Origin of the sequence: Methylobacterium durans (assembly GCF_003173715.1) — a bacterium.
Lineage (GTDB): Bacteria > Pseudomonadota > Alphaproteobacteria > Rhizobiales > Beijerinckiaceae > Methylobacterium > Methylobacterium durans.
Window position 1 is genome coordinate 3,468,478 of sequence record NZ_CP029550.1, and the last position, 16,035, is coordinate 3,484,512.

General features: G+C 59.3%; 11 protein-coding genes, 6 pseudogenes and 1 other annotated feature. Of the genes and pseudogenes, 15 read left to right on the forward strand and 2 right to left on the reverse strand.

Annotation, left to right across the window (positions count from 1 at the left end; translation table 11 throughout):
• The first annotated feature begins 109 nt into the window (after positions 1-109).
• The 7 genes and pseudogenes from DK389_RS15995 to DK389_RS16010 all read left to right on the forward strand — a co-directional run bounded on the left by DK389_RS15995 (position 110) and on the right by DK389_RS16010 (position 6,158).
• Entirely contained in the window at positions 110-1,558 is a 1,449-nt protein-coding gene (locus tag DK389_RS15995) for a glycosyltransferase family 4 protein (RefSeq protein WP_418292062.1), read from the forward strand.
• A 128-nt stretch (positions 1,559-1,686) separates the two neighbouring features.
• On the forward strand, positions 1,687-2,775 hold the full coding sequence (locus tag DK389_RS32455; protein ID WP_162560675.1) for a hypothetical protein: 1,089 nt from the start codon (positions 1,687-1,689) through the stop codon (positions 2,773-2,775).
• 158 nt (positions 2,776-2,933) lie between these two features.
• Complete coding sequence (locus DK389_RS35645) at positions 2,934-3,440, forward strand: glycosyltransferase family 4 protein (RefSeq protein WP_418292063.1); 507 nt, start codon at positions 2,934-2,936, stop codon at positions 3,438-3,440.
• Positions 3,437-4,204 (forward strand): hypothetical protein, encoded by a 768-nt coding sequence (locus DK389_RS32460; RefSeq protein WP_162560676.1) that lies wholly within the window; start codon positions 3,437-3,439, stop codon positions 4,202-4,204. The genes DK389_RS35645 and DK389_RS32460 overlap by 4 nt, the downstream gene beginning before the upstream one ends.
• 179 nt (positions 4,205-4,383) lie before the next feature.
• The gene (locus DK389_RS35650) at positions 4,384-4,674 is read left to right on the forward strand and encodes a hypothetical protein (RefSeq protein ID WP_109891037.1); all 291 of its coding nucleotides are present in this window, start codon (positions 4,384-4,386) and stop codon (positions 4,672-4,674) included.
• Positions 4,638-4,838, forward strand: a pseudogene (locus DK389_RS35655) (IS630 family transposase); the annotation flags it as partial. The gene DK389_RS35650 and the pseudogene DK389_RS35655, both read left to right, overlap by 37 nt.
• Positions 4,839-4,927: 89 nt before the next feature.
• A pseudogene (locus tag DK389_RS16010) lies at positions 4,928-6,158 on the forward strand (IS3 family transposase).
• Positions 5,209-5,326, forward strand: a sequence feature (AL1L pseudoknot). It overlaps the preceding pseudogene by 118 nt.
• A 253-nt stretch (positions 6,159-6,411) precedes the next feature.
• Here the strand turns inward: DK389_RS16010 and DK389_RS16020 are convergent.
• A pseudogene (locus DK389_RS16020) lies at positions 6,412-7,504 on the reverse strand (IS110 family RNA-guided transposase).
• Between the two features lie 81 nt (positions 7,505-7,585).
• Here DK389_RS16020 and DK389_RS16025 point away from each other — a divergent pair.
• Positions 7,586-7,750: pseudogene (locus DK389_RS16025) on the forward strand (IS630 family transposase); the annotation flags it as partial.
• A 37-nt stretch (positions 7,751-7,787) separates the two neighbouring features.
• Here DK389_RS16025 and DK389_RS16030 read toward each other — a convergent pair.
• Entirely contained in the window at positions 7,788-8,597 is an 810-nt protein-coding gene (locus tag DK389_RS16030; RefSeq protein WP_109891041.1) for an IS5 family transposase, read from the reverse strand.
• Positions 8,598-8,851: 254 nt separating this feature from the next.
• Between DK389_RS16030 and DK389_RS16035 the strand changes: the two are divergent.
• The 7 genes and pseudogenes from DK389_RS16035 to DK389_RS16055 form a co-directional block, all read left to right on the forward strand.
• Positions 8,852-9,525, forward strand: a pseudogene (locus DK389_RS16035) (IS5 family transposase); the annotation flags it as partial.
• A gap of 45 nt (positions 9,526-9,570) precedes the next feature.
• On the forward strand, positions 9,571-10,275 hold the full coding sequence (locus DK389_RS35660) for a GDSL-type esterase/lipase family protein (protein WP_109891045.1): 705 nt from the start codon (positions 9,571-9,573) through the stop codon (positions 10,273-10,275).
• 136 nt (positions 10,276-10,411) lie between these two features.
• Entirely contained in the window at positions 10,412-11,464 is a 1,053-nt protein-coding gene (locus DK389_RS32465) for an alpha/beta hydrolase (RefSeq protein WP_162560677.1), read from the forward strand.
• Positions 11,465-11,546: 82 nt separating this feature from the next.
• Positions 11,547-11,948 (forward strand): annotated as a pseudogene (locus DK389_RS16045) (hypothetical protein); the annotation flags it as partial.
• 231 nt (positions 11,949-12,179) lie between these two features.
• Entirely contained in the window at positions 12,180-13,277 is a 1,098-nt protein-coding gene (locus DK389_RS32470) for a sialidase family protein (protein WP_162560678.1), read from the forward strand.
• Positions 13,278-13,416: 139 nt separating this feature from the next.
• Entirely contained in the window at positions 13,417-14,829 is a 1,413-nt protein-coding gene (locus DK389_RS16050; RefSeq protein ID WP_109891047.1) for a mannose-1-phosphate guanylyltransferase/mannose-6-phosphate isomerase, read from the forward strand.
• A 496-nt stretch (positions 14,830-15,325) separates the two neighbouring features.
• Positions 15,326-15,961, forward strand: a complete 636-nt coding sequence (locus DK389_RS16055; protein WP_109891049.1) for a hypothetical protein — start codon at positions 15,326-15,328, stop codon at positions 15,959-15,961.
• Positions 15,962-16,035: the final 74 nt, after the last annotated feature.

Sequence of the window (16,035 nt, forward strand, 5' to 3'; positions counted from 1 at the left end):
CCGTTTTTCTTCCTTGACCTTAGGATCCCATGATGGGCCCAAAAATTAATCCGTCCAAATTTCCGAGGGTTCTCCTTGCTACTCCCAGTACTGGATTTGGGGGGCAGAAATTCATTCCGTGACACTGGCGCGCGGTCTCAAAGCGGCAGGGTTCGAGACCATCGTTTGCGGAGAGGCAACTCGCAATTTAGCGCGCCTCTGGACAGAAGCCGCGTCTCACGGGTTGCAGCGAACTCGTGGGCCGATCGGATATTGGCGCGATTGCTCTGAGCGCGAGCGCTTCCAACACCAGCATGATGCCGCATCTCGAATTATCGAGGACATACGGCCGGACTTGTTGATCGTTCCATACCCGTGGCCGGACAGCGGAGCTGGCATCGCATGTGCAGCAGTGGAGGCCGATATCCCGGTCATCAGCATTTTCCACCTTTTCCGACCAAATGCCGAACTCTCTCCATTTATGGGAGCGCAGCTCAGAAAACTCGCGGATGCCGGTGAGCCTCTGATTGCGGTTAGCGACGTCGTGGCAGACGCGCTCAGCTCTTCCTCTGGAATCCCCCGTCGAAGGTTCTCGGTCATACGGAACGGGGTGTATGTAGAGGAGCAATATCTCTCACTCACAGAGGAGAAAATTGAAGATAACAAGCTGAGGTTGCTGGAGGAGCTCGGGCTTCCGCCCGGTTCTATCATAGCCTGTACCGTTGCTCGGGTAGATGCCCAAAAGGGTTACTTAGACTTCGTGCAGGTGGTTAAGGAGGCATCCGCAAAATGGCCGAGGGTCCATTTCCTTTGGGTCGGCGACGGGCCCGACATGAAAAACCTCAAGCAGCAACTCGTCGATGCTGGTGTCGCAACGCGTGTTTCTTTGATGGGTTGGAGGGATGATCCTCTGCGGTTTATTGCAACGTCCGACATATTTCTTCAGACTAGTCATTTTGAAGGCTTATCGCTTTCGCTGCTTGAGGCAGCGCGTCTAAAAAAGCCGATCGTGACGACATCTCCAGGTGGTCTCGAGATAATTGCGCCGAACCGATCTCATCTTTATGTTGAGCAAAGCGGAGACTGCAGCGCAATCGCTGAGTCGATCGTTCAGCTCAGTTCCGGCCCTGCACTGAGGCGACTCCTCCAGCGAAATTTGAGCGAGCTGACTTCGGAGCTCTCGGACGAGGTGATGGTTGAAAAATATGCGGTAACGCTGCGCGCAGCTATGGATCGCGGTCTGATGACGGCGAAATCGCCTGTAGCCGTCGAGCCGATCTTTTTCTGTACAAACTCCATGACTACTGCGCGTGCTCTCACTGTAAGTAAAAACTATTTAAATGAATCTCTATGCCCTCGACTGTTCATAGAGAACTGCGCATCAATCTCGAGTTTCGATGGCGCGCTGAATTACTTTAATAACGCGGTCGACCTAAACGACTGTAATTTGGCTGACGTTCTCGGGGATTTGTCTGCGGAGCAAAAACCACTTTGTGTGTCTTTTAATTATCTTTGGCCGAGGGGCATGCTGAGGTCGAGTATATCGTTGCCGGCTGCGACCGTGCGGATGCGTTTGTAATTTACAATTCCGTTCCGGAGCTCGCTGGCGCAGGTCCCCAAACCCGAGTACTCGACAGCTCGTCTATCGCCGACATTGTGGTTACGCTTGCATCAATGGGCGGTGTGATCTGTTTCGCGAAATGGCCGATGAGCCATGCTCTAAGTGCTATTTCATCACTTCATACACCCGTTCAAACAATCGTCGAGCTGTTGCGTTGTTGTAATGTAGCAGAGATTACATCGACTATGTACGCGGGCAGCGGAACATTGAGCGAAAGCGAATGGGCATCCCTTGGATTGCGCGATAGAATCTTGTTCGACACTCAAAACGCTACCGACGATGACCAAATTGCTCGTGAAATCGAGCGAGGCGTAAGTCAAAGGTTAAGTGTGCTCCGTTTCCCCCAAACGGCAGGAGCCGCTCAGATCAGGCGCGCGTTAAGCGATGGGTCATCGAGCAGGATTTCGCCCAGTGAGGTCGACACAATTTTTCGATCTCGTATTCATCTCGACGAGGCTGCTGTTCGGCTTCTCCGGAATAACTATCATAACGAGGTCGACTCAGGCGGCGGGGATAATGCCCCTTTGAGGGCACTTAGTGCCCTCTCGGTGGGTAGTGCCCTTTCCTTTACGAAATTTGCTTCTCGCGCAGCTGCAGAGTCTGGCACGCGTCGTTTGTTGCCGGGCTCGAAGGTGGCAATAGTAACGTTTCGCCGAGTGCCATTTCCGCCGAGCAATGGGGCAGATGCAAGAGTATTGGCAAATGTTCGCTGCCTTCAGTATTGCGGCTTTAGCGTGGTACTATTTTGTGAGGTTCGTCCGCAAGACCTCGATAGCGCGACATTTCAAGCGACCCGACTTTCTCGTGAGTATGGCGTGCTCGTCGATGTAGCAGCTCTTTCGAAGGAGGAGGCGGCAGTCTCAACTGCACCGAGCGACTCAGGAGAAATCAATTGGGCCGCCTTTCAGCGGAGCTCTTCTACGATCCGATTTATCCGTCTTATGGAACAATTCAGCCCAGATTTCGTCGTTGTGAATTTTGTGCAGCATATGCATTTTGGCGTTATTGCGCAGAGCTATGGAAGTAAGTGTGTTCTCGATACGCACGATTTCACGAGTGTTCGCGAAGGCATACTTTCGCGACTGCAGAGCAGGTTTGGTATGTCGCCCATGGCTTATAATGGCGACGCTATTTTCCAGTTAGATGCCTATGTATATCAAGGGGGGCAAATCTAGCGGAAGAGGTCCTCCGCCTTGAAGCTGCAAACGAAGTCATAGCCATTTCTGAGCGCGATGCAGATCAGTTATCTACTATTTGTCCGCACGCACGCGTCACTTATCTCCCTGTTACCGCCGAACCCCGCCCAATTTTACCTTCCCCAGACCCTTGTGCGATTTTTGTCGCCAGCGAGAATTGGGTCAATGAGCTTTCCGCTGCTTTCTTGATAAAGAAAATCTTGCCGGCTGTTCGCTCGCAGGTTCCTTCGTTCAGGCTGCTAGTAGCTGGATCAATATGTGAGAAACTTCCAAACGCTGAGGGTTTAATCAAGCTCGGAAGGCTGGACGATCTAAGTTTGGCGTATAGATCCGCGCAAGTAGCTTTCGCTCCACTCTTTTGGGGCACTGGCCAGAATGTAAAGATCGTGGAAGCTATGTCTCTTGGATTGCCGATCGTTACACTTAACAATATGCATGGACGTAGTCACATCCGCGATGGTGAGAGTGGTTGTGTGGCTGCGGATGCGGAGCAGTTCGTCGAGTATACCTTGCGCCTATTAAGAGATGAGGCGTTTCGTGACGCCATTGGCGGCGGTGCGCTTCGAACTTGCTATCGGTACCATTCGGTCGCAGCCGCCAGCGAGATCTGGAGGAACATTCTTGCGGATAGGATTGTAAAATGAGCCCGTTTCAAGAGTCTCGGACGCTAACTTCCTTTCGACGTCTTTCTTTGGACAGTCTTGGCGCCTTGTCGGAGATGAAAGGTAAACTAAAAGGGGGCGTGATTGTCTGCCTAGGGACCGGCCCTTCGATCGCGAAGACCGATTTGGGGCTTCTTGATGGGGCAAATGTCCTATTTCTGAATAATGCCTATCGGCTCGCGAATAGATTTCAGCCTAGCTATGCTGGGTTCGTTCTTACTGACTACCTTAGAATGATGGAGTTGCGTCACGAAGTAAGAGCGTTGTCTGGCGACAAATTTTGTTCGACGGACCGGATATTTTATCCGTTTGCTGATGTCAGTCTTTTCGATAGGCCGTTTTTATTTCTTATGCCGCGTCATAAACTTTTGGTCTCCGGTAGGTCGTGGCGAGTGAAAGTCATAACACCCGGTGGGTTCTCTGATGACATCACCGCGGGAGTATTCATGGGATTTTCTGTTGTTTTTTCGGCTATTCAAATTGGTGCGTACTTAGGCGCGAAACGAATCGTGCTCGTAGGGATTGATATGGACTATACAGGCGGTGGAGGGGCGGCTTACTTTGATCCTACTATCAAGGATAATTGGCCGACTTTTGCGTACGAAACTCATGCGCGTGAGCATTTCATTGAAGTTCGTGATGCGCTCAGTACGCGTGGCCGACATCTTGTGAATGCGACTGTTGGCGGCCGAATTGATGTTCTTGAGCGAAGAAATCTCGCTGAAGCTCTCTCTCCGGTCGACTAGAGCTGTTGCCGTTCGATCTGAGTCGGCCGGGGTAGTGTGGTGGCCGGTGCTGTGATTCCGTGATGTTCGGATCACGGAGAAGCACCATGGCTACAGTGCTGTCGCAGGATCTTCGCGAGCGGGTGATCGCCGCCATCTAGGCGGGCGCCTCGTGCCGACAGGCGGCGGAGCGGTTCGGCGTGGGCAAGGCGAGGACGATCCGCTGGCCCGCCCGCTTCGGGGCGGAAGGTGAGATCGCTGCCAAGCCAATGGGCGGAGACCGGCACTCGCATCGAACCGAGGCCCATGCGGTCCTGATCCTGCAGACCCTTGAGGACCGGTCCCAAGCCCACCTGCGCGAGGTGCGGGCGACCTTGCAGGAACACGGCGCCACAGTGAGCCTGAGTGGGCTGTCGCGCTTCTTCAAGCGCCACGGCATCAGCCGCAAAAAAGGGCGCTCCACGCGGCCGAGCAGAACCGCCCGGACGTGAAGGAGACGCGCGAGCGGGGTTCGAGGGCCAGCTCGACCTCGATCCGGAGCGCGTCGTGTTCTTAGACGGGACCGCAGCCGCCACCAACATGGAGCGGCGCAATGGGCGGGCGCCGCGCGGGCAGCGCTGCCGTGTCGCAGTCCCCCACGGCCATGTGTGGACGCCCCTTCGGGTGCAAGCAGAATCTCTAGACAAGGGCGGCGTGAACCACCCAGGGATTTTCGGAGGCTCCAACTCTTGAGAGACTGGAGCCATGACGAAGCATATTCCACCCTTCTCCCCTGAGGTTCGCGAGCGGGCAGTCCGGCTGGTCCGGGAGCATGAGAGCGAGCACGGTTCACAGGGGGCGGCGATCCAGTCGATCGCGGCCAAGATCGGCTGCTCGGGTGAGACGCTGCGGAACTGGGTCAGACAGGCCGAACGCGACGGCGGCGTACGAGCCGGGCCGACCACGGACGAGCGCGAACGGATCAAGGCGCTGGAGCGGGAGAACCGCGAGCTTCGCCAAGCCAACGAGATCCTGAGGAAGGCGTCGGCGTATTTTGCTCAGGCGGAGCTCGACCGCCGGTCCCGGTCATGATCGCGGTCACTCGACGAGCACCGCGCCACCTACGGGGTCGAGCCGATCTGCAGGGTCCTGCCGATCGCCCCGTCGACGTGACCTGGCCCATGCCGCGCGGCGGGCCGATCCCGGCAGACTGCCGGCTCGAGCCAAGCGGGATGCCGTGCTCATGGCCGAGATCCGGCGCGTGTACGAGGCGAACTTCGGCGTCTACGGCGTGCGCAAGGTGTGGCGGCAACTGGCCCGCGAGGGGATCGCGGTCGCGCGCTGCACGGTCGCGCGGCTGATGCGGACGATGGGCTTGGCCGGGGTGGTGCGCGGGCGCAAGGTCCGCACCACCGTTCCCGATCCGGCCGCCTCCTGCCCGCTCGACCGGGTCAACCGCCAGTTCAAGGCCGAATGCCCGAACAGGCTATGGGTGGCGGATTTCACCTACATCGCGACCTGGGGCGGCTTCGTCTACGCGGCTTTCGTGATCGACGTCTTCGCCCGCCGGATCGTGGGCTGGCGGGTGTCGCGCTCGGCCCGGGCGGACTTCGTGCTCGATGCCCTGGAGCAGGCTCTGCACGAGCGCCGCCCCTTCGCCGGCAGCGGCCTTGTGTGTCACTCAGATCGCGGATCGCAATATGTGAGCATCCGCTACACCGAGCGCCTGGCCGAGGCAGGCATCGAACCATCCGTCGGCAGCGTCGGCGACAGCTACGATAATGCTCTGGCCGAGACGGTGATCGGCCTGTTCAAGGCCGAGGTGATCCATCGGCGCGGGCCGTGGCGCTCGTTCGAGGCGGTCGAGTACGCCACGCTCGAATGGGTGGATTGGTTCAATCACCGTCGGCTTCTCGAACCGATCGGCCACATCCCTCCCGCCGAGGCGGAGGCACGCTATTATGCCCAGGCCGAGGTGCAAGCCTTGGCTGCCTGACCCAAACCAAACAGCCTCCGGAAAGCCCGGTGCGGTTCAGAGCGTGATCGGGGGCTGCCATGTGTTCGGCCTCTGATGCGGCCGTTCACGCGCCGCGGGCCCGTATGGGAGTACGACGGTCGGGACCACATCATTGGAACGTGCTCGAAGCACTCCCCGTGCGCCTTGTTCTCCCAACCCCGCCTCACCGACATTGCGCCATACCTGTCCTTCGGCCTCCTCACGCCCGCCGACAGCCTCGCGTCCGCCCCGCCTACGCGGTGACGGCCGGAGCTCGGTAGATCCCGCCCTTCGTCAGAAGGGCCCAGGCGATGCGCGCGTTCTTGTTCGCCACGGCCACGATGACCAGCATCGCCGGCTTGCGCGTCAGCATCCGGCCAAGCCACGAGTCCGCCGGCACGCCCTTGCGCTTGGCCCAGCGCACGACTGCGCTGGCCGCGATGATGAGCAGGCGCCGCAGGGTTCTCTCACCCATACGCGAGGTGCGGCCGAGGCGCTCCTTGCCGCCGGTCGAGCGCTGCACCAGTGTCAGCCCAACCCAGGCGGCGAAGTCACGGCCTGAGCGGAAGGTGTCGGTGGGTGGGGCTAACGCCTCGATGGCGGTGGCGATCAGCGGGCCGATGCCGGGCACGCTCATCAGCCGCCGCGCCGTCTCGTCGGCTTTGGCTCGGTCGGCGATCTCGGCATCGAGGGCTGCGGTCTGCTCCTGCAGATGGCGGAGCGCACCGACGAGCACGCTCAGACAAGAGCGAGCGGCTTGCGGAATGTCCGAGGCGGGATCCTCGATCAGTGTGATCAGCTGTTCGACGTGGAAGGGGCCCTGCGGGGCGATCTGGCCGTACTCGGCGAGATGACCACGGATCGCGTGGATCAGCTGGGTGCGCTGGCCGACCAGTACGTCGCGTGCCCGGAAGACCACCGTGGCAGCCTGCTTGGCTTCACTCTTCACGGCCACGAAGCGCATGGTCGGGCGCTGCGCAGCCTCGCAGATCGCTTCGGCATCGGCCGCGTCGTTCTTCTGCCGCTTAGCCAGCCGGTCAGGTCACGGCCTCACAGATAGCGGCTGCGTCGGCCGCATCCGTCTTCCCGCGCTTCACGTAAGGGTTCACATAGGACGGGGGCATCAGACGGACATCGTGCCCCAGCGCCTGAAGTTTGCGGCCCCAATCGTGAGCACCCGCACAAGCCTCCATGCCGATCAGGCATCGCGGCTGCTCCTCGAAAAATGTGAGCACCTGGCCACGGCGGAGCTGGCGGCGCACGAGAACCTTACCGTTCTCGTCGACACCATGGATCTGGAAGACGCTCTTCGCGAGGTCGATGTCAACTGTAGCAAGCTCGGGCATGGGTGGCTCCTCCGCTCAGGACCACAACATCCCGATTATGGCCCCGTGCGACGCCGGGAGCAGGAGCCATCCACATCATCAATCGAGAACGCCTTCGCGAAGCTGAAGGCGTTGCTGCGCACGGCGGCGGCCCGAACCGTCTCGGACCTGTGGGCTGCGATCCGGGAGGCCTTCACTTGCTTCAAACCCGACGCGTGCCGAAACTATCTCGCCGCCGCAGGTTACGATGCCTACGACCCAGTCTGAACGGCAACAGCTCTAAGAGCCTGTTTGAGCACTGCTTTCAGGCTGGATTGTAGAGGGCGTTTGCGGCCATGAGGCTGGCGACGCAAGCGAGGCGTCCAGTGGCCACGTCGAGACGACCGGCGCGCTCGCGCAGCAAGCCGCCCCAGTGGCTGAGCCAGCCGAAGCTGCGCTCCACGAGCCAGCGGCGCTCCAGCACGACGAAGCTGTTCTGATCGGGCCGCTTCTCGACGACGCGATGGCGCATGCCGTGCAGATGGCACCACTGCTGGCAGCGCTCGGCCGTGAAGGCGCCATCCAGGATGGCCTGGCGCAGGCTCGGCCATTGCGCCTTGCCCTCATCAAGGGCGGCCAGCGTGTCGCGATCCCGCACGTTGGCGGGCACGACCGCGAGCGCCAGAAGGTGACCCTCGGCATCGACCATGGCCACGCGCTTGCGCCCGACCAGCTTCTTGGCCCCGTCGTAACCGCGTGGACCACGCACGCCCAGGCACTTGACGCTCTGGGTGTCGATGACCGCCAGCCGCGGCATCGGCCCGCGGCCGCAGCGGCGACGCTGGCGGCGGGCCAGAGCTCGCATCAGGCTCGCGAACAGGCCCTTCTCGATCCAGCGCCGGAACCAGCCGTAGACGGTGCGCCGGGGCGGAAAGCCTGCCGGCAACGCCCGCCACGCGCCGCCAACCCGCAGGTGCCAAGCAATCGCCGCCAGCACCCGGCGCGCGGGCGTTGCATCCGGACGGCCCGGTGGATCCGCCTGTTCCAGAAAGCAGGCGACCTCGTCCAGGCCCGCCTGCAGCACCATGTCCTTCAGGCGCGTCTCATGACGCGTCCGATGCCGGTCCGTCCACATCTGCTCTCCGCTCCGCCCCGCCAGGCGGAATTCGTGTCCAACGCGAGACAGATGGGGACGACCGGCTGACGGCCTCAAACAGGCTCTTAGAGGTGATCGAATAGTTCCATGACATGGCTGCACGCGTGATGATCTGCCGCTGCCCGGCGGCGTTTGGGAGGTTGCATGTGGCGTATGAATAGGCTCTACGGCCTGTGATCGCTTGTACCAGCTGATGCGGTGAGCGTTTCGCCTCTCCTGAGCGAGGAGGAGCGATGCTGTCGGACGCACAATGGGCCGAGTTGGAGCTGCCGGTGGAAGCTTGCCAACCGAAGAGCAAGATGCCGCCTCAGGATCTGCGCCGCACCGTCTCGGCCATCCTCTGGCGGCATCAGAACGGCGCCAAGTGGCGCGCCGTGCCAGCCGAACTCGGACCCTGGTGGCGTGCCGCCCAGATCTTCATCCGGTGGGCGCGCGCTGGTGTCTGGGAGCGGCTCCTCAGCCTCGTTCAGGAGCGCGGCGTGCAGCTCGGCATGGTGTTTCTCGACGGCACCAGCGTGCGCGCTCACCAGAAGGCGGCGGGGGCTGCGCGAAGGGGGGATCTCAAGCTGAGCGAGATCATCGTGAGGCGCTTGGCCGCTCTCGTGGCGGCTATGGCACCAAAGCTTGCGTGATCGCTGATGGCGCTGGTCGCGCCATCGCATTCCGGATCGCGCCCGGTCAGGCGCATGAGCTGCCTCAGGCCATCCCGCTGCTCGATCAGCTGCCGGGCGTGCCCAAGTGGGTGGTGGGCGACCGGGGTTACACTGGCAATCGCTTTCGCGAGCATGTCTGGGGCATGGGCGCCCGGCCGGCGATCCCGCCACAGCGGCATGAGGCTCCTGTTGCCTGTCTGGAGTGGATCTACACCAACCGTAACCGGGTCGAACGCCACTGGGCGCGATTAAAATGTTCGGTCCCGCGCTGTGGTACTAGGCATGCGATGAGATGACAAATGAAATTGAAAAGATTGCTGGGGACTGCTGTCTGTTTAGCATTGCAGACATCCATCTCAACGTATGGACTATGCTGTGACAGATTAGACTTGCAGGTAACAACGACGCCGGTTCAACCACAGTCTGGATGGGCCCTCAAGCGGCACTATCAGATAAAAGCACAACCGCTGACGGCGTACAGTACGATTTTAATAGGAGACTCACTCATCCAGCAGTGGGACACTGCGCAGCTATCTAACGTCCAGAACCTTGGGGTTAGCGCTGATCGAACGCAGAACGTGCTCTGGCGCTTGGCTGATCTGAACCTCATACAAGCTTCGCCTGAAAAAGTGTTGGTTCTTGCGGGAACAAATAATCTCGGAGCCGGCGATCCGCCATGTTCAATCGCTGAGGGCTTGCTGGCTATTGTCGCAAAGATTAAAGCGGCGTGGTCTTCTGCTCAGATCATTGTAGTTGAGATTCCCCCGCGGGGTGCGGACTTCGCATTCAGAGACGAAGATCGTAAAGCGATCAATGCCCTTGTCCGTCAGACCCTCGCTGCGGATCAACAAGTGGCTGTCATCAACCTTGATGACGCTCTAACCTGCGGCCGACAGAATTACTGCTCAAACTATAAAGAGGATAAGATTCATTTCACGGCGGAAGGGTACGGGTTATTCAACGGATTACTAATGCGGCAGCTCAATCCTGCTGCGCAGGAGTAGCTTGGACCGCAGCATCTTCGGCGCTGGACGCGGAACGCATCGTCTGCATGCTCAGATGGGTGACACATCCCACCTTCTCGCCTATGACGCGTGCCTTCGGTGTGAATACTAAGGTCCGCTAATAGGGGAGGAGGGGGTGAAAATCTTAACGCAGACAGATGATTTTGCTGTCTACCATTTTCCGCACGATAATAGCAGGCACCACATAGTCGCCTTCTCCAACGCCTTCGGAGGTGCGACTCGGCAGGAGATCACCGCCAAAGGATTTCTAGAAAAGCTCGGTGTTGGCTTTTCAGTCGTTGAACACGGCGACAAAGATCACTGGTGGACGGTGGCTTGCATTGATGAAGCAATCTCTAACCTCAAGGAGAATCTCGTTGGGCGTGAGATCGTTACTTATGGCTTCTCGATGGGCGGCTACGGTGCCCTCCGATTTGCTGCTCGGTTAGAAGCTAAGCGTGCAGTTGCCTTCGCCCCCCAAGATACGATTACACCGTCCGAGGCGCCTTTCGAGACACGCTGGGCATGGCAAGCGCAAGAGATTGGTGCGGTCGTTCCTCCTGCTCGAAATTTTTTCTCCCGCGATACTGAATACTATGTAACATTCGACCCTTCGGATATTGATCTATTCCACATTCGTAGGATGTTGGAGTTTAGAGATCGTTGTAAGACGTTTAATGTGCTACCGTTCTGGTTTGCCGGCCACGCAGTAGCCGCATCTTTAAAAGGAGCCGGGGTACTTTCATATCTTGCAAAAGGGCTGCTGACGTTTGACGATTCGAGCGTCCGTCTCGCGCAAGATTTGTATCGGCAGTATCGGCGAAGTAGCCCTAGTGCCGCCATGATTGCCCAAGCTGCAAGATCGCTCGGGCGTAAACACAAGCAACGCAGCTTATTTCGAATCGTTCGTTCAAACATGGACAAGCTGAAGCGGGAGGCTTCAGCTGAAGATTTGATTGCTGTCTACTTTGCTCTTCGGGACAATGAGGGCATGGAGGACGCCTTACCCTTCGTGCTTCAAGTCGCTTCCTACGAGCCTGACAATTCCCGGTTTGCATGCCATGCGGCGGACGCGTTGCTATATTTCGGCCGACGCGAAGAGGCGCGATCCGCCCTGGAACGCTTCGTGGGCACTTCCGCTGATGACGGATGGTTCAAAACTCTCTGGGCGCGAGTGTCGGGGCCCTAGTAGGGGACTCGTTCAGGTCCAAGCGAGGACACAGGCGGCGAGAGCGACAGCGGCCAACGGACGCGCTCGACGCCGCGCTTGCTCAGGCGTGTGGACGCGCGGCCTGCTGGTGCGGCACAGCCTGTCGGACGGGAACTTCTCCTACTTCACCACTTGGTGCCCGGCCGGCACACCCCTACACACGCTGGTGGCCGTCGAGGGGTGGCGTTGGGCCATTGAGGACGCGTTCGAGACCGCCAAGACGGAACTCAGGCTGGCCCACAACATGAGCCGCTCGTAGCACGGCTGGCACCGGCATGTCAGCCTGGTAATGCTTGCTTTTGCGATGCTGGCACGGGTGCGCCGGTTGGCCAACGGAGCGCCCCCAAAAACGTCGCTCACCGCCAAGCTCGCTGGTGCCTTGGTCCCTCCAGGTGTTAAATCGAAATGCTTTGAGGTGGCCGCTCGGCCGCCGGCCGACCCGTTTCCAGAGAACTTCTCGTGACAGAGTGGGTTGCCTAACGCTCTATATATCCGTCCTATATGAGACCATTAAAGACTCGGAGGAAAGCTCAGACCCAATCAGTGCTGGCAAATGTTAGCAAGTGCTGCTGTTTCACCCGCACAAAAGGGGCGGGCCGTCGATGCTACTGGCCTCGGTCATTTATCGTCGCGGAGTGTGTATGGGTATAATCGATCGAGCTTTAACCTTCGTAGAAGTGATGGCGCGGTAGACATGGATGTAACCTTCAGGGAAATCTTGTCGGGCACGAACATGCCTGGAAGGGATCGAAGACGAATTCCGGCTATCTATGTAACCCGCGATGATGCATACCTCGTCATCGCGTCGGAAGTGCGCCTCGCTGACGACGGTCAACCCGATTTGAATAAAGGTGATGATTACCGGATTGGAGTAAGTGTATCTCTAGACCAAGGTGAGACATTTTCAGATACAGCTTACGCGCTTGATGGACATCTTGATCCGCGCGAGCCGATTGGATTTAATGACATGTGCATCGCTGCCGATGGTGCCGGAACCCTGCACATGATTGCTAATTCTGACTTTGGTCTGAAAAAAGGCCGAAATCCTATTTGGGCTGGAGGCAGCAACCGGGCCCCCATCGCATGGGCAACTTCGGCAAAAGACAGTTCTTTTCTAAAATGGAGCAATTATAAACTTCTCCCCATTTTCAACGAGATCGACACGAATAATGTATCTGCCGGGACTGGTTTTTTCGACACAAAAACTGACACTTTAGTTTTTCCAATTTACGGTTTTTTGCGCAATGCCGGGTTTCGTCAGTGGCCTTTGTACAAAGTTGGCCAATCTGAGTGGAAAATTGGCCGTCAACTTCCCGCTGTTGTTCAAACGATAGCGGGAGAGACAGAGCATCGTATCATCAGATCTGAGGATGGATGGTGGTACTCAATAGGAAGAAACAACGAGTGCGCTGGAAGTAGGACTATTTACCGAGCTGCGAGTATTGACGGGTCCTGGGAGGCTTTCCAGGGGGTGCCGAAGAAAATTGAGACTTGCAACAATAGCTGTTTTGGAACCACAATTGGACGACGTGGTGAGGTTTGGCTTTACTGTGCAAGCTCGGCTGCAGATGGTAAATCTCATCTGCGTCGAAACGGCATACTCGAAACTAGTTATGACAGGGGAAGAACATGGGTCGATGCCCTTGAGCTGGCAAGCAACGGGTACAAATCGGGTCAATCATTTTTTGGGTACTCGTCTGTATGTAGCTCTGATAATTTTATCTATATAGTGGTCGAGGTTGATTGGCACGGTTCGCTCGCACTGTATCGGATCGATAAAAACTCGTTTTGATGATATTATATGATTAGACGCTGGAGATGATGAAGAGAGGTGCTTGTGATTTGCCTTGCCCATACGACGGCACTTACCCCTTCCTATAACGAGTGGATTTAAAGATATAATTCCGGAAGAAAGTGGAGTTTCCTGAGATATGATTCGACCAGTGATCCTGTGCGGCGGCTCGGGCACGCGGCTGTGGCCCGCCTCCCGCGAGAGCATGCCGAAGCAGTTCTCGCGCCTCGTCAGCGAGCATTCCTCCACCTTCCAGGACACGGCCCGGCGGGTCACCGACGAGACCACGTTCGGCCGCCTCAGCGTGCTCACCCACACAGACGCCCGCTTCATCGTCGCCGAGCAGCTCGCCGAGGCCCGCATCCCCGCCGACATCCTGCTCGAGCCCGAGCGGCGCGATTCCGCCGCCGCGGTCGCCGTTGCAACGCTCCATGCCGCCCGCACCGACCCGCAGGCCGTCGTCCTGATCCTGGCCGCCGACCACGTCATTGGCGACACCCGGGCGTTCGTCGCCGCCGTCGAGGCCGCCGCGGTCGGCGCGCGCGCCGGCCACATCATGACGCTCGGCATCGAACCGACGCAGCCGGCGACCGCCTACGGCTACATCCACCCTGGCGAGGCCATCCCCGACGCCCCCGGCACCTACAAGATCGCCCGCTTCGTCGAGAAGCCGGACCGGCACGGCGCCGAGCGCCTGATCGCGGAGGGCGCGGTCTGGAATTCGGGCTACTTCCTGTTCCGCGCCGACGTGATGCTCGACGAGCTGGAGGCGCACGCGCCCGCCGTGCTCTCGGCCGCCCGGGCCGCCCTGGAGAACGCGGCGCGGGACCTCGACTTCGTGCGCCTCGACGCGGACGCCTTCGCGCAGGCCCCCAAGACCTCGATCGACTACGCGGTGATGGAGCGGACGCGCCACGCGGGCGTGCTGCCGGTCTCCTTCGCGTGGTCGGATGTCGGCACCTGGGACGCGGTCTGGAGCGTGCTGGCGCAGGACGAGAGCGGGAACGCGGTGCGCGGCCGCGTCGAGCTGATCGAGACCCGCGGCAGCTTGGTCCACAGCGAGGGCGAGCAGGTCACCGCGGTGGTGGGGCTCGAGGACGTCGTGGTGGTCTCGACCCCCGACGCGGTGCTGGTGAGCTCGAAGGCGCGCTCGGGCGAGGTGAAGACGCTGGTGGAGCGGCTGCGCGCGAAGGCCTACCCGGAGGCGGACGCGCACCGGCGGATGTACCGGCCCTGGGGCTGGTACCAGCGCATCGACATCGGCGAGCGTTTCCAGGTGAAGCGGATCATGGTGACGCCGGGCGGGCGCCTCTCCTTGCAGAAGCACTATCACCGGGCGGAGCACTGGGTGGTGGTGAAGGGCACGGCCGAGGTGACGCTGAACGAGCGGGTCGTGCTGGTCCACGAGAACGAGGCGATCTACCTGCCGATCGGCTCGATGCACCGCCTGTCGAACCCGGGCAAGATCCCGCTGGAGCTGATCGAGGTCCAGGTCGGATCCTACACCGGCGAGGACGACATCATCCGCGTCGAGGACGTGTACGGACGCTGACGCAGGGCGCTGTAGCCGGCTGTTGAGAGACAGCCGGCTTCCTCGTGGATGGCGGCTCCGCGCTGCTTGATCTCCGCTTTCCGAAAGATCGAAACGCCCGGGGCTTTCCGAAAATGAAGGGAGCCCTGGCGCAAGTCACTGCCACAGGCGCAGGCACCTCCGTCACGAAGCGAGGCAGTCCGGCAATATCTGTGACATGCACATTGAGGCTGTGGCCTCAGCAGCCCTCTCCGCGTGTTGCATCGCTCGAGCGCCAGAAAGACTGTTGCGCGTGAGGTGATCTCTCGTGGTGCCCGTATGACGGCTGCCGTACCTTGACGCATCACTCCGGTGCTCAAGGTGCGTGGTCGTCCTTATCCACTGCGAGACGGGGCGGGATGGTTACGCTTGGAGGAGACACAATGGTGTTGTAGCGGCAATGATCCGATCTGACCTCCCGGCTTGGGGAGTTGGAAGATGGTGGCTTGGGTGGACTGGGATCGCGTGAGAGCACCGGATGCTGCAAGGCCAGATTGAGCAATTCTCAAGCGATGGCACCGTGAGCGGTTGGTTCCGCAAATCGACGTTTGCCAAACCTGCGATCGCGCGCATCGCCTTCAATGACGGAACGGTCCAGCGTGTCATCGCGGATCGCTTTCGGCGGGACCTTCTGGAGCGCGGTATATCTCACGGTCACTACGGCTTTCTCCTGCGCGCGCCCGCGGTCGCCGCCAGCGGCGCTACACTGGCGGTCCTCCTAGACGATGAGACAGAGAGCCCAGTGGCGGAAGCGCGTATGTCCGGCTTGCCATTAGTTCAATCGCGAGCGTACCCTTTGCTTCTGCATGTCGAGGATATTATCGCCCCAGAGCAACGGTGGACCTGCGAGGACATTGCAACGCACGTGTCTAACTTCAACGTCACACAGGCCTGCAGCTCACTTGGTGTGGAGACTTTCGTAGAGAGGATTGCTCAGTTTTGCTTTGGCGAGTTCCCAAGTTCGGAAATGATGATGGGGTTCGCCGACGCAATTAAGTCACGGACAGCAACTCCTGAACGCGTTTTCTTGGCCATGTTGGACAGCAAGCAAGCTTTGGAGAAGGGCGTGCAATCGCTGCCAGGCCCATATAGCCCCGAATACCCGTTTTCATAAGAAAGCCTTCACTATTTAGGAGTGCCTTCGCCCAACTCTGCGGCTACTTGATCAAACCGACGTTGCGTGCGGTG